The organism is Planococcus citreus (genome assembly GCF_003664125.1).
GTDB classification, from domain to species: Bacteria; Bacillota; Bacilli; order Bacillales_A; family Planococcaceae; genus Planococcus; species Planococcus citreus.
In genome coordinates this window covers 62,068-83,449 of sequence record NZ_RCCP01000002.1, presented here as the reverse complement: position 1 = coordinate 83,449, position 21,382 = coordinate 62,068, and the positions used below count along the sequence as shown (strand labels likewise).

Here is a 21,382-nt window from a genome sequence, read left to right as displayed (position 1 = left end):
AATAACAGCATACTTTGTTTTAGGACGTGATTTTCTTGCCGGATTGGACTTATCATACGATGTTTGAACCCGCACTTTCCCGCTTGCCGGCAAAAACCGGGAGAGAATTTATCCATAAAGGCATGCATCGGATCGCCTCGATTCCCGGCGGAAGCAAACTCATCGAATATTTGGGGCACACGGCTCCAGCCAAGCAGCTGGAAGCGGAGATTTTCGGGTTCAAGATCGCCAACCCCGTCGGCTTGAGCGGGAAAATCGATCCCTTGCTTTCCGGAACCAAGGCATTCAGCCATTTGGGAACGGGCTTTATCGAGATCGGCCCGGTGTCGTGGGAGCCAGTGGAAGCAGGTTCGCCGGCATTCACCGACTCAAAAGATAAGTTGCTGTTTCCATACCATCTGGAATCACCCGGTCTCAAGCGAACGATCGAGAAGCTCGAGAAGCTAAAGCCGTTCAGTAAGCCGATTTTCATCCGGATAGGGAAAAGCGGTTCTTTTGAACAAACGCGTTCTTTATTGAACAAGCTGTCTGCATATGGAGAAGCTTTTATCATTGAAGAGCCGTTCAGCGAGGAGCAGCGGCAGTCTTTAAAAGAAGCAGTCGGCAGCAAGCCGCTATTATGTGCCAGTTCAGCGGATGAAATCGATTCAGCTGTTATGGGACTGGCAGCTAATGAAACATACATAGACGGAATCGTCATCGATGAACTGGGAATAGACACGGGCGAAGGCATAGAATATCCGATCGAACAAACTGGACTGCTGGCTGAACAAGTGTCTGCCATTCGGCAGCACAGTACAATTCCGATCATCGTCTCAGGCGGAATCGCTGAACCGAAAGACGCCCTGGCTTTATACGGGGCAGGAGCGGATTTGGTGATGCTCTCTAGCGGCTATGTCAGGACCGGCCCCGGTTTGCCGAAGCGCATCAATGAAGGATTGCTGGATCAACGAATAACGGCGCCTCCTGTGTACGATGGCTGGATTTGGCATTGGCTATTCGGATTGTTCATGTTCCTCGGCGGGGCAGTGGCAATGCTTGTCAGCATGACCATCGTCCTCATGCCCTATGACGAGGCATTTTTGAACTTATCGAGAGAAGAACTCATTGCGATCAATCCGAATATTTATCATTTCATGCAGCATGACCGGATGACCGTAGCCGGTACGATGGTTTCGGGCGGCATTCTCTATATGCAATTGGCAAGGCATGGTGTCCGTTACGGCCTAGAATGGGCAAAACGCGCGATTCACATCGCAGGGGTATTAGGGTTCCTCGGTATTTTATTATTTATCGGATTCGGTTATTTCGACTGGCTCCATGGCATTCTTTGGCTTGTTCTACTGCCATTTTTCTGGAAAGGCTACCAGGCATCCAAAAACCATAGCGAACATTCGTTTTCGCGCAACCGCACGAACCACCAAGCCTGGAAACGCAGCTTGTGGGGCCAGCTGGCGTTTGTCGCACTTGGATTTGCGCTCGCAGCAGCCGGGCTTGTCATTTCGACAATCGGCGTGAACGGCGTTTTCGTCCAAACTGACATCGCCTATATTTGCATGAGCCCTGAACAAATCGCTGCCATCAACGAACGGCTCATTCCTGTAATCGCGCATGACCGGGCGGGGCTTGGCAGCGCCTTGATCAGTGTGGGGCTGCTTGTGTTGATGCTCGCGTTATGGGGATTTCAGGAAGGGCAGCGATGGGTCTGGTACACGTTCCTGTTCGGCGGGCTGCCGGCGTTTGGGGCGGCTATTATCATTGGCTATACGAGCTTTATCCATATCCTGCCGGCATATGTAGCCTTATTGCTGTTCGCAAGTGGATTGATCTTGTACCGGAAATTCTTTTTTTACGAATCATAATTCAGCTCAAAAAAAGACAGCCAAGTGGCTGTCTTTTCATATTCCTGACCATTGTAAGTACCAAAGAAGTCAGCAGATTCGTAAATTTAAAAACGGCTACGTTTCAATCGCCGTCTTCCCGCAACTCTTCACGTTCTTCTTTTGCTTGATCCCGTGTTTCTTTTCTATGTTCATTGCCGCCACTGCGGAGTTCTTTGCGCAAATCCGTGGCAGTGTCTCTTGCAAATTGCCTCAAATCAATGGCCGTTGCACTAATCAACTTGCGAACTGCCGCCCCGTCGATTTTCGCGGTATCTTCCAATTCATAGGTCAGTTCTTTGAATCGGGTTTCTTCGTCATATGTCGCATTAATGAATTCGGTCTCCTGGTCGTACAATTCGTTGATTCGTTCGGTTTCGGATTTGTACACTTTATTTAGATTCTCGGATTCCCATTTGTACCATTCGTTAATGATTCTCGTCGTTTCCTTCTCAAAAAATGCTTTTAGCTCCTGGTCATTGCGCACGGTGGAATAAGTGCCGTCGCCAGCATCAGCTACCTCTTTCAATTGTTTCTGCCCATCATTTTCTACGTCGAAACCGATGATGTTGACAATCGCTTTTGCGCCGGACTGGTTCAATTGTTCCGCCTGTTTTACCGGGTTGCCATTGCACGTCTCCATGCCATCGCTCACCACATAGATCAAGTTTTCAGACTCGCCACTTGCTTGGTCACCAAAATGATTCTGTGCGGAGGCCAAAGCAGAGGCAAGGGGAGTCCAGCCGGCGGGTGAGAACGAATCGAGCGCAGCGGTGAACTGTTGTTCATCGAATTCGCCCAATTCGTACACTTCTTCAATCGCTTCGCAGGACTGTTCTTTATCCGCGGCTTTATCTGTCCCTTTATGGCCGTATACGGTGAGAGAGACATTTGCCGAGTCAGGCAGTCCACTAACGAAAGAACTGACTGTCTCTTTTGCGGATTGAATTTTAGGGATACCGCCGACATCGCCTGCCATGCTACCGCTGGAGTCAAAAAGAACTGCAATATTAACTTGTTGTTGTTCAGGCGATCCTTGTCCATTCACTTCGCCCGGCTGTGCGCTTGCCGATTCAAAAGACGTATCGACATTGGAGATAAATTCCTCGAATTCCCGGTAATCTTCGCCGGCCAGTGCCAGCATTTCCAAATAAACAGCTTCTGCTGATTGGTCTTCAGTCTGATCTGCCATTTGTTCCATCACGGCGTCTTTCTCATAGTGTTCACCGCTATACGGTGCATTTGCTAAGTCCAGCTTCAATCGCTCTTCAATCGTTGAAAATTGAAGCGAAGCCGTATTATCGCCTGTATTGTTTTCTGCAGCCGCATCTTCCGTGGCAGAAGGGGAGTCGCCGGCCGTTTCTTCTCCTTGCTGTGCATTGTCATCTGCTGCAGAGCAGCCTGCCAACCAGATAAGCGTTGCGGGAAGAATAAATAATTTGTTCATTTTTTTGATCATGTGTACAGAAGCACCTCCAGGTCAATGTGAAAAATCCATCAATGCCGCTAATAGAGTGGGCGGCGTATTTGTATAATGTAAATGGTAATATATTCATATTATCTTTTTATTAATTTGTATTGTCAAATTGAGTATGTATAAATAAACATCCGTTTAGTCGTAAAACATTAAAAAACCCCTTTCCGTAATCGAGACGGGAAGGGGTGAGCTGTTTGCAAAACAATTAATAGGTTTTGATTTGTTCTTTTCGGACGGTGGATTCTGGATTATAAGCTTGATCTTGGCTTTTCTTCTTATCCAAGTATTTCATCAAGCCGGCTGCGTTATTACTGTACTGGTTGACTTGGAAACGGTTGGCAGGGTCGTCTTCGACTTTTTTCGAAATGCCCGACGTGATGCTGCGGACCACCGAATTCATATCGATGACTGAATTGATCGTTCCTTTCGCCCCGTCGACCAGGACGGCCACTTTCTCGGATTTTTGTTGGATGTCTTCTTTCAATTCATTTGTCGTGTGCTGCAAATGAGTCGTTTCAAGCATCAGCTTGTCCATGCGGCCTTTCAAGTTATCTGCCGAACCTTTCATTTCTTTCATCGGCTCCTTGATGCCGGATAGCAGCATCACGACACCGACGACGGCGACGATCAGGCCAAGGACAATGATTCCTAGTGCTATGTAAAGCCAAATTATCGGGTCCATATAAACTTCCTCCTTTTTCGTTTGTGTATTAAGCCATACCCGTTTTAGGCAATCTTTAACACAAAACTAAGGAGAGCGTTTAATCTCGGCGGATCCAATTTTTTGGGGGAAAACTTTAAAGTTGTATGTACCAACCGCTTATTCATAGAGAAGATTTTGCTTTATTTCAATTACCGAGGGTCAGCGGATAGGATGAACGCAATGTATCCGACGTCTTGGCTGAAATTCCAGTCCATGAAAACTTCATCGATGTTCCTCTGTAAAGAGTGGTTCAAGGGGGCAGCTTTGAGAAGCTTCCGTTCAAGAGGGCGTTTGGTCAATTTGAGGATTTCAGAGAAGCCCCCCTCTATTAAAGCTTTTTCAATCCCTACCAAAATGCCGCTGCGCTTCAACAGCAATGTTCGATTGCTCATCCATAATGTCTCGATGCTGTCCGGTATGCGCCCGGCTTCTTCACTGACGCGTTCTACTTGTTTATGGAAAATGTCGCGCTCTCCATCTTCCGGCCACCCTAATGGATCTACGAGATGATCATCACACATCACGCCGATAAAGATGCCGCTTTTCAGCGCCAAGTTCCAATCGGCATATAACTCGGTGAATTCCAGCTGGGTGATAGTCAAAAGTTCACTTAAAATTTCAGGCTTCAAGGCATTGAACATGAAATCTCTTGTCTCCAATACGCGTTTGCCTTCTTCTTGGTCGAGTAAAATCTTTTCCATAGGACTGACAAACCCTCTGAAATGAATCGTGATATAGGGCCTTTTGATGGTGACGTAAACAGAAGCAGGCCCTTTTCCAAAATGCTGGCGGAGTAGGTTAGAAATATAGCCTGAAACTTCTGATTGAATTGGTCTTGCTTCCTGCATAATAACTGGCTCCTTCCCGGCACGCGACGGCCGGCTAGTTCTTTGCTTTTCACTCGCTCTTCTCAGCGTGCAAAAAAAATTTTTTTAACTGCAGTTCTTCATTCCGTTTAAATCTTTAGAGAAATCAAACAGAGGGAGGAGGCTTTATTGGGTAGAGGGAATGAGAAATCCAACTGTTGCTTGTATTCAACCGATTCAAACCGGGGATATGAAATAAAAAAAGACGCCAAAAAGAATGATTCATTCTCTTTGGCGTTATTCCCAGCTCTATTGTCAGGTATATACTCTGCGCAATTCCAATATGGCAGCCCGTGCTGCATTTTTACAGTTCCATTTAACTAACTGCAATGAAGCCCGCTAGATGTTCGCGGGAGATTATTCAACTACTGTATAAAGAATTATAGCGAGAAAGGGGGAAAATTTCAAGATGCTATTGCGGAAAGGCGCTTGCCTTCCGTACTGGGTAAAGAAGGCTTTCGAAAAGCAATGTTGAAAAGCCACTAGCGATTCCGGCATTCTGTTAGCTTTTCCCTATCATGGATGGAAAAAAGAGCTTATTTATAAATCGCTTGATAGGACTTCATGAACTTCTTGTCGATAAACTGCTTAAGTTTCCATGGGAGTTTGCCATGCATGCTCCAATGTCCATAAGTCAAGAACGCTTCGCCACCGCCCGTGGAGAGGATGGCGACATAGCGTTTTTGCGGAATGAAGGCCGATAATGGATTTCCATCGAGGAAATTCAGTAGATTGCCCCACAACACGGGGCCTTGGCGAACCGCATAGACGCCGTTTTTCGCAAGGTCCGGATAGCGGTCGATCGAGACGCAATCGCCGGCACCAAAGACTTCGGGGAAACGAATCGATTGAAGTGTCTCACTGACAGCCAAAAATCCGGCACGGTCGACCGGCATGCCTGAGCGCTCGAATAAGGCAGGGCTTTTCGGGCCAGTCAGCCAAAGCACGTCTGACTGGGGATAGGAGGCACCGTTGCTTGCAATGACGGACGTTTCGTCGATGTCTTCTATTTTTACATTTGTGAAAAAAGGCAGCGATTTTTTCCGTGCAATCGCCTCGAGTTTTCTGGAAGCGGCCGCTCCGTGAGCCGATAGCAGCTCACCAGAACTGAACAGTAACGTATCGGTAGGAAAATGCCGCCTCATTCGCCAGGCGTGTGTAGAGAAGGCCAATTCCACGCCCGATGCGCCGCCTCCAACAATGACGGGCTTGGCGGATTTTCGGAACTTCATTAATTGATCCGGAAAATGGTAATTGGGCTTGATTGGCGAGATGTGCTTCTTCAGCGCTTCCGGGCTATTCATCTGTGACCCGATGTCGAAGGACACTGCATCATAAGGATAGATCTCGCCATGTTGGCCCGTCAGTGTACGGGATTCCGGGTCGATGGCGCAGATGGTATCTTGATAGAAAGCCGCGCCGATTTTTTCAGCGAGCTGATTCAAGTCGATGCGGATCTCATCCAATCCGTAAACCTCTTCAGTGAATCCTGAAAACATCCCTGAATAATATTGATGCACCGCAGGCGAGATGAGCACCAATTGTACATCTTCCCGCGGCTTTTTTGCGAATTGTGCAAGGGCGTGCAAATGTGCATGGCCGCCCCCAACCAAGACGACAATTTTCATATTAAACACTCCAATCTAGGACAAAATCCGCTTGGCTTCGGCCATGCGCTGAAAAATGGTGAAAATCTGAACGGCGATAAACAAAAGGGTGATTGCCGTCAAATAAGGAGAAAAGACGATCATCAACGTAAACAAGATAAACCCTTCTGTCCGTTCCGCAAGCCCAGCTTGATAATAGAACGATTTCATCCCTTGTTTTTCGGACAATGCTCCGACGGTCAAGAAGACAGTCATGGCGACGATGATCGATGCGCTCAATAACAATAAAGCCCACATCGAATCCGGAAAGCGGAAGGCAAGGCCGAGGATAACGCTGATTTCCACCAATCGGTCAAAACTGATGTCGAGGAGCGTTCCCCAAGGAGAAGGTTTTGTTTTTCTCGCCATCGTCCCGTCGACTACATCCAAAAATCCGGATAGCCAAAGCGCAATGAGTGCCAAAACCGGCTGGTCCAGATAGATGAAGACACCCGATGACAGACCGATGGTAAATGCCGTCTTGGTCACGCCATCAGCTGTCCATCCTTTTTTTAATAAAAAATCGGCCGTCTTGTCAACAAACGGTTGTACATGTTTTCTGGCATATGTATCGAGCATATAATTCACCTTTTCATGTAAAAGATATTCTAAGTATAAAGCATATCACCGTTTACACCCCCCACAGAACTCTTTAGACTGAGAGGATTTTTTATAAGCAGACTATTCGAGGGTAAATAAGGGTAAGTGTATAGAAGTCTTTGTTAAGATATATTTAATTCAGGATTAAGAAAGGATTTGACGGATATGACCAAGAAGTATGATATCGCAATTATCGGAGCGGGAGCAGCAGGCCTAACAGCCGCTTTTACAGCCGCAGGATTTTCGAAAAAGACCGTGCTGATCGACAAGAATCTGCCAGGCGGGGAATGTACATGGTCCGGCTGCATCCCGAGCAAATCGCTCATCAATATCGCGAAGGAAGTCCATCACGCCAAAAAATATTCACCTGAGCTGAAAGTCGATACATCAGAAGTATTGAAAGATATTCAAAAAGTCATTCAAAAAGTATACGCCGGTGAATCGCCGGAAGTGCTGAAGGAATCCGGCATCGATTTTATCAACGCTTATGCCATATTTACTGGGCCGAACACCTTGGAAGTGGAAGGGGAAACGATTGAAGCGAAAAAAATCATCCTCTCCACTGGCTCCACTCCACTGGTGCCGCCGATTGATGGCTTGAGTGAAGTGGATTACCTAACCAATGAATCGATCTTCAAATTGGCCTCATTCCCGGAAACGATGACCATTCTCGGCGCAGGCCCGATCGGTGTCGAAATGAGCCAAGCGCTCAACCGTCTTGGCGTTAAAGTGACGCTGGTGGAAAAATCGGATCGCATCTTATCCAACGATGACGAAGAACTCGCGCTGATGATTCAGCAGCGGCTCATCGAAGAAGGCGTCACGATCCATGCTGGCGCAACAGCGGTAAAAGCTGCTCAACATGGCGGTCAAATTGAACTGACAGTCGAAAAAGACGGCAAGGAGATCACTGTTTCAAATGAAGGGCTTCTCGTTGCGCTCGGCCGCCAAGCGAATGTCTCCGGCTATAACCTGGAAACTGCCGGTGTCGAGTACGATAAGAAACGCATCCAAGTGGACGAACATATGGAAACGACCGCCAAAGGCATCTATGCCATCGGCGATGTCGTCGGCCCTTATCAACTATCGCATATGGCGAACGCCCAAGGCATTACCGCGACGCAGAACGCCATTTTGCCGATCAACCGCAAAATGAATTACGACCATGTGACCTGGTGTACATACACAGACCCGGAACTCGGCCACTCTGGCTTGTCCGAAGCACAGGCACGCGAACAATACGGCGATTCAATCCGCGTCTATGAACATGATTATGCGGATATCGACCGTGCCAATACGAAACAAGGCTCGATCGGCAAAGTGAAGATCGTTCTCGATAAAAAAGGCTATATTCTCGGGGCGAGCATTCTGGGCGATCGCGCTGGTGAAATCATCAGCCAAATCCAGACACTCAAAACACTTGGTATCAATATGGGTAAATTATCCAGTGTCATCCACCCATATCCGACCTATAGCGAAGTACTGGTGAAAATCGGCAAGAAAGTCTATGTCGATAACCTGCTCAACCAACCAGTCGTCAAAACCTTCAATAAAGCAAAAGCGGGCGAGTTGCCTGTCGAAAAAATCGGCTTGTACGGGGCTGCAGCAGCGGCAGGGCTCGGCATCGCCAATATGGCCATCCAAAATAACACCAAACCAAAACTTGGCGTTAAAAATGGCCGACTTAAGGAAATGCCTTCCACGCCTAATGCCGTTTCGTCGCAAACGACTGTACGGGACAAATTCGTTCCAGCATGGCCGTATAATGGCAGCAAAGAGCAAGCGAAAAAGAACTTGATCGGCATGTTGAAAGGCTATGAAGGCATCCGAATCGTACAAGTGAATAATGATTATGTTTATGCAATTGCCACGACTAAACTGATGAAATTCAAAGATGACATCGAATTTTACTTTAATGACGCAGCGCAGCAAATTGAATTCCGCTCCGCCTCACGCGTCGGTTATTCAGACCAAGGGCTTAACCGCAAGCGCTATGATGAGATGAGAAAACGTTATTCAAGTATTTCGACACACACCCGTAATTCATGAGTAAAAAGCGCATTGCTAAATGGCTGCTGGTGGCTGTGGCCATCGGCTTGGTCATCTGGCTCAGCCGTTCCGTTTTTGACGTGGAAGCGGAAGATCTTCGCAGCTGGATTTTATCGTTCGGGTTATGGGCGCCTGTCATTTACATTATCGTTTACACCATCAGGCCGCTGATTTTCTTCCCGGCCTCGGTGCTATCGATTGCCGGTGGCTTGGCTTTCGGTGCTTGGATGGGAACCTTTTACACCATCATTGGCGCGACTTTGGGGGCAATGCTGTCCTTTCTTGTCGCAAAGGTGGTCGGCAGAAGCATCGTTACAAAAGAGTGGACAGGAAACGCTGCCAAATTTCAGAGGCAAATGGAACAGAATGGCTTTTTGTATGTGCTGCTGTTCCGTTTGATCCCGGTCATCAATTTCGACTTGATCAGCTATATGGCGGCGATTGCCAAGGTGCGTTTCGCTTCGTTTGCCTTGGCGACTTTGATCGGCATCATTCCCGGAACCTTCGCCTATAATTTTCTCGGCAGCAGCTTTGTCAGCGGCAACCCGAAAATCATTGTAGCGGCGGTCGCCGTTTTCATTATCTTGACAGTCGTCCCGATTTTGATCCGCAACCGCTGGAATCAAAAAAACGGCAGCAAACCGGATTGATTGCTCGCGATAAGCGAGGCTCCCTGTTGATGCTTGATTGAAGATACAGAGAAGTAGCATAAAAGGAATTAGGAAGTGGAATTAATGAAAAAATATCCAATAGCGTCATTGGGCATTCTGGCACTCGCCTTGTCAGCTTGTTCATCCGGAGATGCAGGAAACGCAACCGATGCAGACAGCTTATTGACAGATGACTGGGGCGTTATTCAAGACGCGGCGCAAGGGCAGGAAGTCAATATGTACATGTGGGGCGGAAACGATAACATCAATACTTATTTGGATGAATGGGTCGCGCCGCGCATGAAAGAACAGCACGGCATCGAGTTGACCCGTGTGCCGATGAATGACGCGCAAGACATCATCAACCAATTGCTCGACGAAAAAATAGCTGGGAAAAGCGACGGCAGCATGGACATTATCTGGATCAACGGCGAGAACTTCAAAGCCGCAAAAGACAACGACTTGCTGTGGGGAGATTTCACCGGACAATTGCCGAATTTCAATGACTACATCGATTCCGATGCACCGGAAGTTTCACAGGATTTCGGAGAACCGGTGGAAGGCTTGGAAGCACCATGGGGCAAGGCGCAATTCGTGTTCGTGCATGATGAAAGTAAACACGAAACCCCGCCGAAATCGATGGCTGAACTCGCCGATTGGGTACAGGAACATCCGGGACAGTTCACATACCCCGCACCGCCTGATTTCACGGGAAGTGCTTTTGTCCGCCAGGTATTGTATGAAACGACTGGCGGACACGAGCAGTACCAGCAGCCCGCTGCCGAGCTTGAAGATTTGGAAGAACGCCTCGAGCCGATGTGGCAATACTTGAATAGCATTGAGCCATATTTATGGCGCGAGGGAGAAACGTATCCGGAAAGCCTGGCAAAACAAGATCAGTTGTTTGCGAGCGGTGAAATCGGCATGACCATGAGCTACGATCCGGCGCTCGCTGCGAGTGAAGTGTTGAAAGGACGATTCCCTGAGTCGACCCGTACCTATCTATTGGACGGGGGAACACTCGCGAATACGCATTTCCTGTCGATTCCGTTTAACGCTTCGGATAAAGCAGGGGCGCTTGTCGCGATCAATGAACTAATGTCGCCTGAGGCGCAAACCGCTAAATTATCCCCTGAAAACTGGGGCGATTTGACGGCGCTCGAATTGGAAAAACTATCGCCCGAACAGCAACAGGCGATGAATGAAGTAGATCTCGGGAAAGCGACCCTTTCAATAGAAGAATTGGAACAAAATCGCTTGCCTGAATTGTCTTCAGATTATATCGACATCATTGAAAAAGGGTGGACGGAACATGTGGCGAAAGAGTAAACCGTATCTTTTGCTGCTGCCGGCCGCTGGCACGATCATCCTCCTGTTTTTCGGGGGGATTTTTGATGGGCTGCTGAAAAGCTTCGGCTATTTTCCGGCAATCGGGGAGACGGAATTGACCTTTGCAGCCTACGACAGTCTCTTGCATTCCGGCTCTTTTTGGGAATCGATGGCGCTCACATTGCGGATAGCGGCGCTGTCTTCATTGCTGTCGGCAGTCATTGGGGCGCTCGTTGCTTTGGCTTTGTTTTTTCTCAATGATTCCATGAAATCCGCGTCGCCGAAGGCTTGGCATCGCTTATTCCAATTGCCGTTGACCATACCGCATCTGGTCGCTGGCTATATCATCGTGCTGCTGTTCACCCAAAGCGGATTTGTATCGAGACTCCTTGCGGCATTTGGCTGGATTGACGACATCACGGATTTCCCAGTGCTCGTCAATGATCCATTCGGGTGGGGAATCATCCTCACTTACGCTTGGAAAGAAGCGCCTTTTGTGGCACTTATGCTGTATCCGGTGCTGTCGCGGATCCATGGCTCCTGGCGTGAAGTGTCGCGCGTTTTCGGTGCGGGCAATTGGCAATTCGTCCGGGAAGTGGTCGTGCCGGTCATGATGCCGGCGTGGGCGATTGCCACGTTTATCGTCTTTGTGTTTACTTTTTCCGCTTTTGAAGTACCTTATCTGCTAGGTGTCACTTATCCAAGTGTGCTGCCGGTTTATTCGTACCAGCTTTACACAAGCGGCACGCTTTCGGATCGCCCCGAAGCGCTTGCGGTCAATATGATTCTCGCGGCTATCACGATTTTACTGGGTCTAGTGGCGTATTACTTCAGTAAGCGCTGGAATGTGCTAAAGGGGTGGGGCTAATGAAAAGACATCCACGCCTTCTGTCCTTGTTTGTCTTCATTACATTAATCATTTTCATTATCGTGCCATTTGTTCCCTTGCTATTATCGAGCCTGTCATTCGGCTGGCGCTGGCCGGATGTGTTGCCTGAGTCATGGAGTTTTCGTACGTGGGAATATGTATTAAATGACGGGCGAACCTGGCAAGCGGTCGGGATCAGCTTATGGATTGCCTTGATTGTAACAGCCGTGAACATCTTACTGGCGATCCCGGCGGCCAACGCGTTGGTGCGTTATCCAGTCCGCGGCAGATGGTTGTTCGAAGCGATCATTTTTGCGCCGATCATCATTCCGCCTTTTATCTCAGTCATGGGAATCCACTTGACCTTTTTGCGGCTCGGATTGACCGAAACCGTTGTTGGGGTTGTGTTGGCGCATATCGCGCCGACTTTGCCGTATATGTTCCGTGCGGTCATGATTAGCTATCAAACTTTATCGGTTGATTGGGAAGACCAAGCGCGCATGCTGGGAGCGCGTGCGGTGCCGCGATTCTTTCACGTCGTGCTGCCGCATCTGTTGCCAGGCATATTAGCAGGCGCAAGTTTAAGCGTCTTGATTTCCTTGAGCCAATACTTGATCACCTTCATCATCGGTGCCGGTCAAGTAGTTACCTTGCCGATTTTGCTGTTCCCGTTTGTCAGTGGAGGAGACCCAGGTATTGCCTCGGCTTATTCATTGCTCTATGCAGCCATTGCCATTGCGGCTTTGGTTGGAATGGACGCCGCTTTAAAACGTTATTATCAACTGAATAAAGCCTCACAGGGTCAGGCGAAAGGAGTGAAACCGTGAGTGATTTACGCATCATCGATATAGAAAAGCGGTACGGAGCCGTACAGCCGAAAAACGATGCGTCGTTCATGCTTCGCCCGGTCCGGCTGTCCATTCGCGAAGGAGAGTTCTTCTCACTGCTTGGGCCTTCCGGCTGCGGCAAGACGACTTTGCTGAAATTGGTTGCTGGCTTATTGGAGGCAGATGGCGGGGAGATTTGGATAGGGGATAAAAACCTGACAAATGTGCCGCCTGAATCGAGACAATTCGCGATGGTGTTTCAGCAATCCTTGCTGTTTCCGCATAAAAACATTGAAGACAATGTCGCTTTTGGCTTGAAAATGCAGAAAGTCGGCAAAAAGCAGCGCTTGAAAGCTGCCCGCGATATGCTCGAACACGTGGGGCTCAGTGGATTCGGCAGCCGTTTTCCGGATGAACTGAGCGGTGGGCAGCAGCAGCGCGTGGCACTCGCCAGGGCCTTAGTGGCGAATCCTCGCGTCTTATTGATGGACGAACCATTCAGCGCGCTCGATCCGGGGTTGCGGGAAGAAATGCGCGAACTGTTAAGCCGAATCCAAAAAGAATTTCGTGTCACCGTCTTGTTCGTGACGCACGACCGCGATGAAGCTTTTGCGTTATCCGACCGGATCGCGATCATGGGCGAAGGGGCATTGCGCCAAGTCGGCAATGCGAGAGAATTATACGAACGCCCCGACACGACAACGGTTGCTGCTTTCCTTGGCTTGCGAAACATCTTGAGCGGTGCGCTGGAAAATGGCCGTTTCGTCTCTTCGGATGGATTTCTTGAAGTGGATGGCATCAGCCAGTTGGCAGATGGCGATTATTTTATGGTCATCAGGCCAGAAGCGATCAAAACGGCGGAAAGTGATCAATCAGGCCATGTCCGGATTCAAGGCATCGTCCAGGAAATGAAATACTCGCGCGGCATGTACAGCCTGAAAGTGAGAGCAGGAAACCAGCTGCTGGAATGTTTGTTTACTACTGCCCAAGCGGAAAAAACAACCGTCGGGGAAGCGATCAATTTGCTGGTGGATATGAAGGAAGTCCGTTTTTTGAAAGAATAGCATCACTCAAGTGAAAAGCCCCTTGCCATCAACGCGGCAAGGGGCTTCATAATTTTCTAGCTAACGGGAGCCTCTGACAACATAGGCATCATTCCGGAAAGCGCTGAGTGCAATTGGGTTATTTTTACTGATTATTTTTACAGTTATCAATAGAACAGGTGTTCTGTTTGTGGTAAAATAAAGGTACAGCTGCATGAGGGCGGTTTGGCCATTCCCTATAGAAAGGGGGTGGTAGCATGACCATGGCAGAAGCATTTTCGCTTGTGTTCACGAGTGTCGGGTTGACGATCAGCGCATTGACGCTTGTCATATCCTTGATTCTGGTCATTCCGAAAAAAAAATAACCGTCCCATTGGCGTGGGCTGACGGTTATTTGATAAACCTATAGTGTCCAGCCGACCGCCCTCGAAAGGCGGCATGCAGCTGGCCGGATGCATACAGCATCCGGTTTTTTTCGTTACTTTCAGTATACTAAATTACAGCTATTTTGCAACTGTCTCATATCCAACCCCGCTCATAAGGCACAGGAGCTTCGATATCGGCTCCGAGCGTCTGAGCGGCAGTGTAGGCCCAATACGGGTTGCGCAGCAATTCGCGTGCCAGGAAGATGAAATCGGCACGGCCGTTTTGGAGAATTTCTTCAGCATGGCGCGGCTCCGTGATCAAGCCGACAGCGCCGGTTGCGATTGGTGTCTCTTTTTTGATCGTTTCCGCAAAATTCACTTGATAGCCAGGGAATACTGGAATCTGTGCCGGCACGACAGCCCCTGAACTGACATCGATCAAATCGACGTTCTGCTGTTTCATCCATTTGGTCATCTCGACGTATTGTTCAGGCGTCATGCCGCCGGCTGAGTAATCTTCTGCCGAAATGCGCACGAACAAGGGTCCGTCCCAAACCGAATTCACTTCATCCAATACGCGGCGCAGCAGGCGGTAACGGTTCTCGCTGCTGCCGCCGTACTCGTCAGTGCGTTGGTTGGTCAAAGGAGATAAGAACTGATTGATCAGATAGCCATGGGCTGCGTGGATTTCGATGACGTCGAATCCGGCTTTTTTGGCGCGTACAGCGCCATCCCGGAACGCTTGGACGGTGTCATCGATTTCTTCGATTGTCATTGCTTTCGGTGTTTTGTATTTATCATTGAAGGCGATCGCGCTCGGTGCCTGGATTTCGCCGTCGACTGTCGCTTTTCTGCCGGCATGCGCCAATTGGATGCCGGTTTTCGCGCCATTCGCTTTCATCAAGCGGACGATTTCCGCTTGTCCGTCGATATGGGCATCGTCCCATATGCCGAGGTCACGGGAAGAAATGCGCCCGATCGGCTGGACGGCAGTGGCTTCAGTGATGATCAATCCAACGCCGCCGACTGCGCGCGTAGGGTAATGGACACGATGCCAATCGGTCACATGCCCGTCTTCTTTATCGCTTTGGTACATGCACATCGGGGCCATGACGATGCGGTTTTTGAAATGGACTCCCTTAAGCTCGAATTCTTCGAAAAGTTTTGCCACGTGAAATTCCTCCTTCAGTCTCTATACAAGAGATTAGTATACCGGAAAACCTGCGGGCGTTCGATTCGAAAGCCTTGCTTGACCTGCTTCTTTAGCGATGAAAACATCGGGGTAAACAGAAACACCCCGCAAAAGCTGTCGCTTCTGTGGGGTGTGATGGGGTTTTATTCGAATTCTTTCCCGAGTTCGCGGGAGCGGTTAGCAGCCGAAGTGACGCAGTCGCCGACGATGCGCTTGAAGTCGTTATCATAGAGGGCTTGAAGACCGGCTGCTGTTGTGCCGTTCGGGCTCGTGACGCGTTTGCGCAATTCGGCGAAATCTTCCTGCTGGAGCATTTCCGCTGCGCCGTCGAATGTTTGGCGCACCAGTTTCTTCGCATCGGCAGAAGACAAACCGTTGTCGATTCCAGCTTGCACCATGGACTCAGCGAAATAATAGAGATACGCCGGGCCGCTTCCGGCAATGCCAGTCACTGCATGCAATTGGTCTTCTTCCACGACCGTCACGCCGCCGATCGACGACAAGAGCTTTCTCAGCAGGTGTTGCTGTTCTTTAGTGACGAATTTGCTCCAGGCGACGCCTGTGGCCGACTTGCCGATTTGCGCAGAGGTATTCGGCATGGCACGGGCAACAGCGAAATCGCCGACATGTTTTTGGATCGTGTCAATCGAAACGCCTGCCGCAACAGAAACGATGACGGTATCCCCGGTCAATTTTTCGCGGATGCCTTTCAATGCCACTTCGACATCTTTCGGTTTCATCGCGAGCAGGATGAAATCAGCATCTCTCAGTTCGGTCTTGTCGTCGCACACAATGTTAACGCCGTATTCATCATGCAAAAATTCCAAACGGTCCTGATCTGACCGGTTCATGACGGAGATTTCATCGGGTTTCATAATTCGCTTATTGATCCAGCCGTGGATCATGGATTCGGCCATCGATCCGGCCCCTACACATACAATTTTCATACATTCCACTTCCTTTTCTCAAAATAAAAAGCGCAATCATCCCTGTTATTCCAAGGACGAAAACGCTTGTTTCCGCGGTACCACCTAAGTTTGCACATTTGCACAACTCGATATCCTTATCGCGGACAGACGGCCGTGTTTGCACGGCAGCTCAGAAGCAGGTTCAGGAAGGGAGCGGGGGTGCGGCGTTTCAGCGTTGGCGGCACTCTCTTGTACCCATCATCTTCCGTACTAATCTTCATCTACGCTTACATATGTTATTAAATTATAAGTAAAGAAATTTTATTTGTCAAATCGGCCAGCTGGCGTGACGGGGCTTGCCATTCAAGGTATGATAAGTGAATAGACATTCATTTTAAGGGAGTGGGAATGATGGAACCGATCAAAATCACTATCCCGACGCCATTTGCCGTCGGAGATGTCAATTCTTATTTATTGAAAGGCGACGCGTTGACGTTGATCGATGCCGGACCGAAAACACCCGAAGCCTGGGAAGCGCTCAAGGCCGGATTGAAAGCGGCGAATGTCGCTCCTGAAGACATCGAGCAAGTGGTTTTGACGCACCACCACCCGGATCACGCAGGATGGGTCGACGGCTTCGACGCCGCCAAATTGTACGGCCATCCATATAACGATCTATGGCTGCGCCGGGACGAAGCTTTTTTCGATTATCATGATGCGTTCTATCAGGAGCGTTTGAAAGAAGAGGGAGTGCCGGGTGATTTGATGTTCTGGATGAAGAAGATGAAGCGGCCGCTCAATTTAATGGGCAATCGTCCGCTCGATATGGCGATCAACGAAGGCGATGCGATTCCGGGCCACGCGGACTGGCATGTCATGGAGACTTTGGGGCATGCCCAGAGCCATCTGTCGTTCTGGAATCCGGAAGAACGCACGATGATTGGCGGCGACCACGTCATCGCGAAAGTGTCATCGAACCCGCTCATCGAACCGCCGTATAACCCGGAAGAAGGACGCCCAAAGTCTTTGCTGCAATACAACGCCTCCCTCAGCCGGCTATTGAAGATGCCGATAGAGGTCATTTACAGCGGCCACGGGGAAGACGTGCGCAATGTTCATGAACTCGTTTCCACACGGCTCGAAAAGCAGCACTTGCGGGCGATGAAAGTGCTCGCCATGCTCGACCGGTCAAGCGAGCAGTCGGTTTACGAATTGACACAGCAGCTGTTTCCGCATGCCTACGAAAAAGAGCTCGGCCTGACGCTTTCCGAGACGATCGGCCAAGTCGATTACTTGCTCGAAGACGGCTTGATTGAAGAGCGATTGAACGACCGGGGCATTTTCGTCTACCGCCAGGCTTAATGTACAGAGTTGCATGCCTAAGCTTCAGCAGGTAAACTGAAAATTAAGAGTTGCAACAAGAATCTAAGCGTAAAGGATTGGGATAAAGTGAAAAAAGCTAGTTTATTTCTTGCAGGATTCCTGCTATTGGCAGGTTGTTCAGATGATGCCGCACCGGCGGAGCCGGCAGGCAATGAAGAAGAACCGGAAATTGCAGTTGAACAAGAGGGCATGACGGAAGAAGGATTCATTACGCAGATCGGGGATGGACGCATTCTCATCAATAGCATTTACTTCGCTATTCCGGAAGACGTCGAAGTCCAGTTTGCAGAAGGCGGGGAAACAACAGAAGCCGTTATCAGCGACTTGCGCACCGGCATGAAAGTCAAAACCGATTATACAGGGCCGCTAGAAGAGTCTTACCCGATGCAAGGCGAAGCAGAAAAGATCACGATCTTGCAGGACGAAGAGTCCCAGCGGCAATCGGAAGCTTTGCAGGCCTTTATCAATGAAGAGCAGTTGTCCAAACTCATCATTTTGGGACAACCCATCGTGCGCGGCGACGAGATCGGATTTTTATTCAATAATATGGAAACTGGTGATTTAACGGAAGTGCGCATCGATATGAATACATTGGAATATACAATGGGCAATGAAGAAGAGGAAGAACAAGCAGAAGACACCGAGGAATAAGCCGGCAGATCCCGGCAGCAGAAAACCCGGATGGCAGTGAGCCGTCCGGGTTTTTGCATGCACAGAAGTTGTTCTTTCTATAGAAGAAACATGGTTTTTTTGCATATTTCCTAAAAAACATGAAAATTTATGCGCGTCTTCTCTTGCGTTATAAAAAATGCCATGTTATTATGTGTATATTCATCGCATATAACGCATAAAAATACAGGAGGTCATATTATATGAACAAAAAAATTGTACTCGCATACTCAGGTGGACTAGATACATCGGTGGCCATTCCATGGCTCAAATCACAAGGCTATGACGTCGTCGCTGTTTGTCTCGACATCGGAGAAGGAAAAGACTTGGACTTCATCAAACAAAAAGCGCTGCAGGTCGGAGCGGTCGAAAGCTATATGATCGATGCCAGAGACGAATTTGCCGAAGACTATGCACTCATTTCGCTTCAAGCCCATACATTATATGAAGGCAAATACCCACTCGTTTCTGCATTGTCGCGTCCGTTGATTTCCAAAAAACTCGTGGAAATCGCAGTAGAAAGCGGCGCGACGGCTGTTGCCCATGGCTGCACAGGAAAAGGCAACGACCAAGTTCGTTTCGAAGTTTCCATCAAATCGTTGAACCCCGACCTTGAAGTCGTCGCACCTGTTCGCCAGTGGGGCTGGTCGCGTGACGAGGAAATCGCTTATGCCAAGCAGCATGACGTGCCGGTTCCGGTCAACTTGGATTCGCCATTCTCCATCGACATGAACCTATGGGGCCGTGCCAACGAATGCGGCATCCTCGAAGACCCTTGGGCAACACCGCCAGCAGATGCATATGATATCACCAATGCACTGGAAGACACGCCGGATACGCCGGATATCGTCGAAATCGAATTCGTCAAAGGCGTACCGACGAAATTGAACGGCATCGACTATAAATTGACGGATCTGATTTTCGAATTGAACCATGTCGCAGGCAAACATGGCGTCGGCAGAATCGACCATGTGGAAAACAGACTGGTCGGCATCAAATCCCGTGAAATCTATGAAGCGCCAGCAGCGATGACTTTGATCGCCGCGCATAAAGAACTTGAAGATATCACTTTGGTAAAAGAAATGGCTCATTTCAAGCCGGTCATCGAGAAGAAAATGACGGAATTGATCTATGAAGGGCTTTGGTTCTCTCCACTGCGTGTCGCACTTGAAGCATTCCTGAAAGAAACACAGGAATTCGTCAACGGCACCGTGCGTGTCAAACTATTCAAAGGCCATGCCATCACGGAAGGGCGTAAGTCACCGAACTCCTTGTACAGCGAAGAACTGGCGACGTATTCAACAGATGATACGTTCAACCACGAGTCTGCAGTCGGATTCATCGAGCTATGGGGCTTGCCGACAGTCGTCAACTCTAAAATCAACAAGAAAGAAGTTGCGGTCACGGCACAAGTCAAAGAGGAGGTACAGCTATGACCAAACTGTGGGGCGGTCGTTTCCAAAAGACAGCTGAACAGTGGGTCGACGAGTTCGGGGCTTCCATTTCCTTTGACCAGAAATTAGTGCTCGAGGATCTCCAGGGCAGCATGGCGCATGTCACCATGCTGTCTTCCTGCAAGATCCTGCCGCAGCAAGACGCTGACTTGATCTTGTCAGGGCTTCAGACGCTGCAGCAAAAAGCGGAGAACGGAGAACTTGAGTACAGCGTATCGAACGAAGACATCCACTTGAATTTAGAAAAACTCCTGATCGATGAAATCGGCCCTGTCGGCGGCAAACTCCATACCGGCAGAAGCCGCAACGACCAAGTAGCGACGGATATGCACCTGTATCTAAAAAACCGCGTGACGGAAATCATCGAGCTGATCGAAGGATTCCAGTCGGCGATCGTCGAGCAGGCAGAAACGCATGTTGAGACGGTCGTGCCGGGGTATACCCATCTTCAGCGCGCGCAACCGATTTCATTCGGCCATCATTTGATGACCTATTTCTGGATGTTGCAACGCGACAAAGAACGCATGCAGGAATCCTTGAAACGCATCGATGTGTCGCCTTTAGGAACAGGAGCGATGTCCGGGACGAGTTTCCCGATCGACCGCGAACTGTCCGCTGAACTGCTCGGCTTCTCAGGGGTCTACCAGAACAGCTTGGACGCCGTCAGCGACCGCGACTTTATCCTGGAGTTCCTCAGCAACGCATCGATGCTTATGATGCACTTATCACGCTTTGCAGAGGAGATCATCCTTTGGTCGAGCGAAGAGTTCCGTTTCATCGAACTTGACGATACCTTCTCGACAGGCTCGAGCATCATGCCGCAAAAGAAAAATCCGGATATGGCGGAACTTGTACGCGGCAAGACAGGACGCGTCTATGGCAATCTATTCGGCTTGCTGACGACTTTGAAAGGCTTGCCGCTTGCCTATAATAAAGACATGCAGGAAGACAAAGAAGGAATGTTCGACACGGTCCATACCTTGATGGGATCTTTGCCGATCTTTGAAGGGATGATCCGGACGATGAATGTCAACACCGCCTCTATGGAAAAAGCGGTGAACTCCGACTTCTCGAATGCGACGGAGCTCGCGGATTATTTGGCGGCGAAAGGCATGCCGTTCCGCGAAGCGCACGATGTGACCGGCAAGCTGGTCTTCACGTGCATACAGCGCGGCTATTATTTGAAAGACCTGCCGCTTGAGGATCTCCAGGCAGCCAGCCCGCTCATTGAAGACGATATTTACGAAACCTTGCTTCCGCAGACGGCCGTCAAACGCCGCAACTCACTAGGTGGCACAGGATTTGATCAAGTACATCATCAATTGGGACTAGCCAAGAAACTCATCGGGTGATCATTAGTCCATTTATATGCGCGCTTGTTCTGTTCGGTACAACAGGCAAGTTACTTGCGCCCGGCTCTCTTCCCCCTAAAGAGAGCCGGTTTTTTTATGGCGTTATGGCCCTTTGCGTGTA

At 49.3% G+C, this 21,382-nt stretch carries 18 protein-coding genes; 11 read left to right on the top strand and 7 right to left on the bottom strand.

Annotated features, from left to right (window positions below):
- Positions 1 to 35: 35 nt before the first annotated feature.
- Positions 36 to 1,862, top strand: coding sequence for a beta/alpha barrel domain-containing protein (locus tag DFR62_RS08590; RefSeq protein ID WP_121299760.1), 1,827 nt, complete (start codon positions 36 to 38; stop codon positions 1,860 to 1,862).
- Positions 1,863 to 1,965: 103 nt separating this feature from the next.
- On the opposite strand, the gene DFR62_RS08585 is transcribed toward DFR62_RS08590, so the two are convergent.
- The 5 genes from DFR62_RS08585 to DFR62_RS08565 form a co-directional block, all read right to left on the bottom strand.
- A complete protein-coding gene (locus DFR62_RS08585) occupies positions 1,966 to 3,339 on the bottom strand; it encodes a vWA domain-containing protein (RefSeq protein WP_121299758.1) in 1,374 nt (457 codons plus the stop codon).
- A gap of 223 nt (positions 3,340 to 3,562) precedes the next feature.
- On the bottom strand, positions 3,563 to 4,039 hold the full coding sequence (locus DFR62_RS08580) for a DUF948 domain-containing protein (protein WP_101190321.1): 477 nt from the start codon (positions 4,037 to 4,039) through the stop codon (positions 3,563 to 3,565).
- A 170-nt stretch (positions 4,040 to 4,209) separates the two neighbouring features.
- Entirely contained in the window at positions 4,210 to 4,908 is a 699-nt protein-coding gene (locus DFR62_RS08575) for a Na-translocating system protein MpsC family protein (RefSeq protein WP_121299756.1), read from the bottom strand.
- A 554-nt stretch (positions 4,909 to 5,462) separates the two neighbouring features.
- A complete protein-coding gene (locus tag DFR62_RS08570) occupies positions 5,463 to 6,554 on the bottom strand; it encodes an FAD-dependent oxidoreductase (protein WP_121299754.1) in 1,092 nt (363 codons plus the stop codon).
- 15 nt (positions 6,555 to 6,569) lie between these two features.
- On the bottom strand, positions 6,570 to 7,151 hold the full coding sequence (locus DFR62_RS08565) for a CDP-alcohol phosphatidyltransferase family protein (RefSeq protein ID WP_121299752.1): 582 nt from the start codon (positions 7,149 to 7,151) through the stop codon (positions 6,570 to 6,572).
- A 186-nt stretch (positions 7,152 to 7,337) separates the two neighbouring features.
- On the opposite strand from DFR62_RS08565, the gene DFR62_RS08560 reads away from it, so the two are divergent.
- The 6 genes from DFR62_RS08560 to DFR62_RS08535 all read left to right on the top strand — a co-directional run bounded on the left by DFR62_RS08560 (position 7,338) and on the right by DFR62_RS08535 (position 13,959).
- Positions 7,338 to 9,221: an FAD-dependent oxidoreductase gene (locus tag DFR62_RS08560; protein WP_121299750.1), complete on the top strand. Its 1,884-nt coding sequence runs from the start codon at positions 7,338 to 7,340 to the stop codon at positions 9,219 to 9,221.
- Positions 9,218 to 9,871 carry a TVP38/TMEM64 family protein gene (locus DFR62_RS08555; protein WP_121299748.1) on the top strand — a complete coding sequence of 218 codons (654 nt, stop codon included), beginning with the start codon at positions 9,218 to 9,220 and terminating at the stop codon, positions 9,869 to 9,871. The genes DFR62_RS08560 and DFR62_RS08555 overlap by 4 nt, the downstream gene beginning before the upstream one ends.
- An 84-nt stretch (positions 9,872 to 9,955) precedes the next feature.
- Complete coding sequence (locus DFR62_RS08550) at positions 9,956 to 11,200, top strand: ABC transporter substrate-binding protein (protein ID WP_121299746.1); 1,245 nt, start codon at positions 9,956 to 9,958, stop codon at positions 11,198 to 11,200.
- Positions 11,184 to 12,068 carry an ABC transporter permease gene (locus DFR62_RS08545; protein WP_121299743.1) on the top strand — a complete coding sequence of 295 codons (885 nt, stop codon included), beginning with the start codon at positions 11,184 to 11,186 and terminating at the stop codon, positions 12,066 to 12,068. The genes DFR62_RS08550 and DFR62_RS08545 overlap by 17 nt, the downstream gene beginning before the upstream one ends.
- Positions 12,068 to 12,895 (top strand): ABC transporter permease, encoded by an 828-nt coding sequence (locus DFR62_RS08540; protein ID WP_121299742.1) that lies wholly within the window; start codon positions 12,068 to 12,070, stop codon positions 12,893 to 12,895. The genes DFR62_RS08545 and DFR62_RS08540 overlap by 1 nt, the downstream gene beginning before the upstream one ends.
- Positions 12,892 to 13,959 carry an ABC transporter ATP-binding protein gene (locus DFR62_RS08535; RefSeq protein ID WP_121299740.1) on the top strand — a complete coding sequence of 356 codons (1,068 nt, stop codon included), beginning with the start codon at positions 12,892 to 12,894 and terminating at the stop codon, positions 13,957 to 13,959. The genes DFR62_RS08540 and DFR62_RS08535 overlap by 4 nt, the downstream gene beginning before the upstream one ends.
- Positions 13,960 to 14,457: 498 nt before the next feature.
- Here DFR62_RS08535 and namA read toward each other — a convergent pair whose 3' ends face one another.
- Together namA and proC are read right to left on the bottom strand one after the other, a co-directional pair.
- On the bottom strand, positions 14,458 to 15,474 hold the full coding sequence (gene namA / locus DFR62_RS08530) for an NADPH dehydrogenase NamA (RefSeq protein ID WP_121299738.1): 1,017 nt from the start codon (positions 15,472 to 15,474) through the stop codon (positions 14,458 to 14,460).
- Positions 15,475 to 15,638: 164 nt separating this feature from the next.
- On the bottom strand, positions 15,639 to 16,442 hold the full coding sequence (gene proC, locus DFR62_RS08525) for a pyrroline-5-carboxylate reductase (protein WP_121299736.1): 804 nt from the start codon (positions 16,440 to 16,442) through the stop codon (positions 15,639 to 15,641).
- A gap of 372 nt (positions 16,443 to 16,814) precedes the next feature.
- On the opposite strand from proC, the gene DFR62_RS08520 reads away from it, so the two are divergent.
- From DFR62_RS08520 to argH, 4 genes are all read left to right on the top strand, one after another.
- Entirely contained in the window at positions 16,815 to 17,765 is a 951-nt protein-coding gene (locus tag DFR62_RS08520; protein WP_121299734.1) for an MBL fold metallo-hydrolase, read from the top strand.
- Positions 17,766 to 17,852: 87 nt separating this feature from the next.
- A complete protein-coding gene (locus tag DFR62_RS08515; RefSeq protein WP_121299732.1) occupies positions 17,853 to 18,437 on the top strand; it encodes a DUF3221 domain-containing protein in 585 nt (194 codons plus the stop codon).
- A gap of 221 nt (positions 18,438 to 18,658) precedes the next feature.
- Positions 18,659 to 19,891 carry an argininosuccinate synthase gene (locus tag DFR62_RS08510; RefSeq protein ID WP_058380735.1) on the top strand — a complete coding sequence of 411 codons (1,233 nt, stop codon included), beginning with the start codon at positions 18,659 to 18,661 and terminating at the stop codon, positions 19,889 to 19,891.
- Complete coding sequence (gene argH, locus DFR62_RS08505; protein WP_121299730.1) at positions 19,888 to 21,261, top strand: argininosuccinate lyase; 1,374 nt, start codon at positions 19,888 to 19,890, stop codon at positions 21,259 to 21,261. The genes DFR62_RS08510 and argH overlap by 4 nt, the downstream gene beginning before the upstream one ends.
- The last annotated feature ends 121 nt before the right edge of the window (positions 21,262 to 21,382 follow it).

Excerpts from the sequence above, each read along its gene's own strand:
- DFR62_RS08520 (WP_121299734.1), top strand. The coding sequence starts at position 16,815 with ATGGAACCGATCAAAATCACTATCCCGACGCCATTTGCCGTCGGAGAT.
- DFR62_RS08575 (WP_121299756.1), bottom strand. The coding sequence starts at position 4,908 with ATGCAGGAAGCAAGACCAATTCAATCAGAAGTTTCAGGCTATATTTCT.
- DFR62_RS08565 (WP_121299752.1), bottom strand. The coding sequence starts at position 7,151 with ATGCTCGATACATATGCCAGAAAACATGTACAACCGTTTGTTGACAAG.
- DFR62_RS08560 (WP_121299750.1), top strand. The coding sequence starts at position 7,338 with ATGACCAAGAAGTATGATATCGCAATTATCGGAGCGGGAGCAGCAGGC.
- DFR62_RS08555 (WP_121299748.1), top strand. The coding sequence starts at position 9,218 with ATGAGTAAAAAGCGCATTGCTAAATGGCTGCTGGTGGCTGTGGCCATC.
- DFR62_RS08510 (WP_058380735.1), top strand. The coding sequence starts at position 18,659 with ATGAACAAAAAAATTGTACTCGCATACTCAGGTGGACTAGATACATCG.
- DFR62_RS08545 (WP_121299743.1), top strand. The coding sequence starts at position 11,184 with ATGTGGCGAAAGAGTAAACCGTATCTTTTGCTGCTGCCGGCCGCTGGC.
- DFR62_RS08580 (WP_101190321.1), bottom strand. The coding sequence starts at position 4,039 with ATGGACCCGATAATTTGGCTTTACATAGCACTAGGAATCATTGTCCTT.
- argH (WP_121299730.1), top strand. The coding sequence starts at position 19,888 with ATGACCAAACTGTGGGGCGGTCGTTTCCAAAAGACAGCTGAACAGTGG.
- DFR62_RS08570 (WP_121299754.1), bottom strand. The coding sequence starts at position 6,554 with ATGAAAATTGTCGTCTTGGTTGGGGGCGGCCATGCACATTTGCACGCC.
- DFR62_RS08540 (WP_121299742.1), top strand. The coding sequence starts at position 12,068 with ATGAAAAGACATCCACGCCTTCTGTCCTTGTTTGTCTTCATTACATTA.
- DFR62_RS08550 (WP_121299746.1), top strand. The coding sequence starts at position 9,956 with ATGAAAAAATATCCAATAGCGTCATTGGGCATTCTGGCACTCGCCTTG.
- DFR62_RS08585 (WP_121299758.1), bottom strand. The coding sequence starts at position 3,339 with ATGATCAAAAAAATGAACAAATTATTTATTCTTCCCGCAACGCTTATC.
- proC (WP_121299736.1), bottom strand. The coding sequence starts at position 16,442 with ATGAAAATTGTATGTGTAGGGGCCGGATCGATGGCCGAATCCATGATC.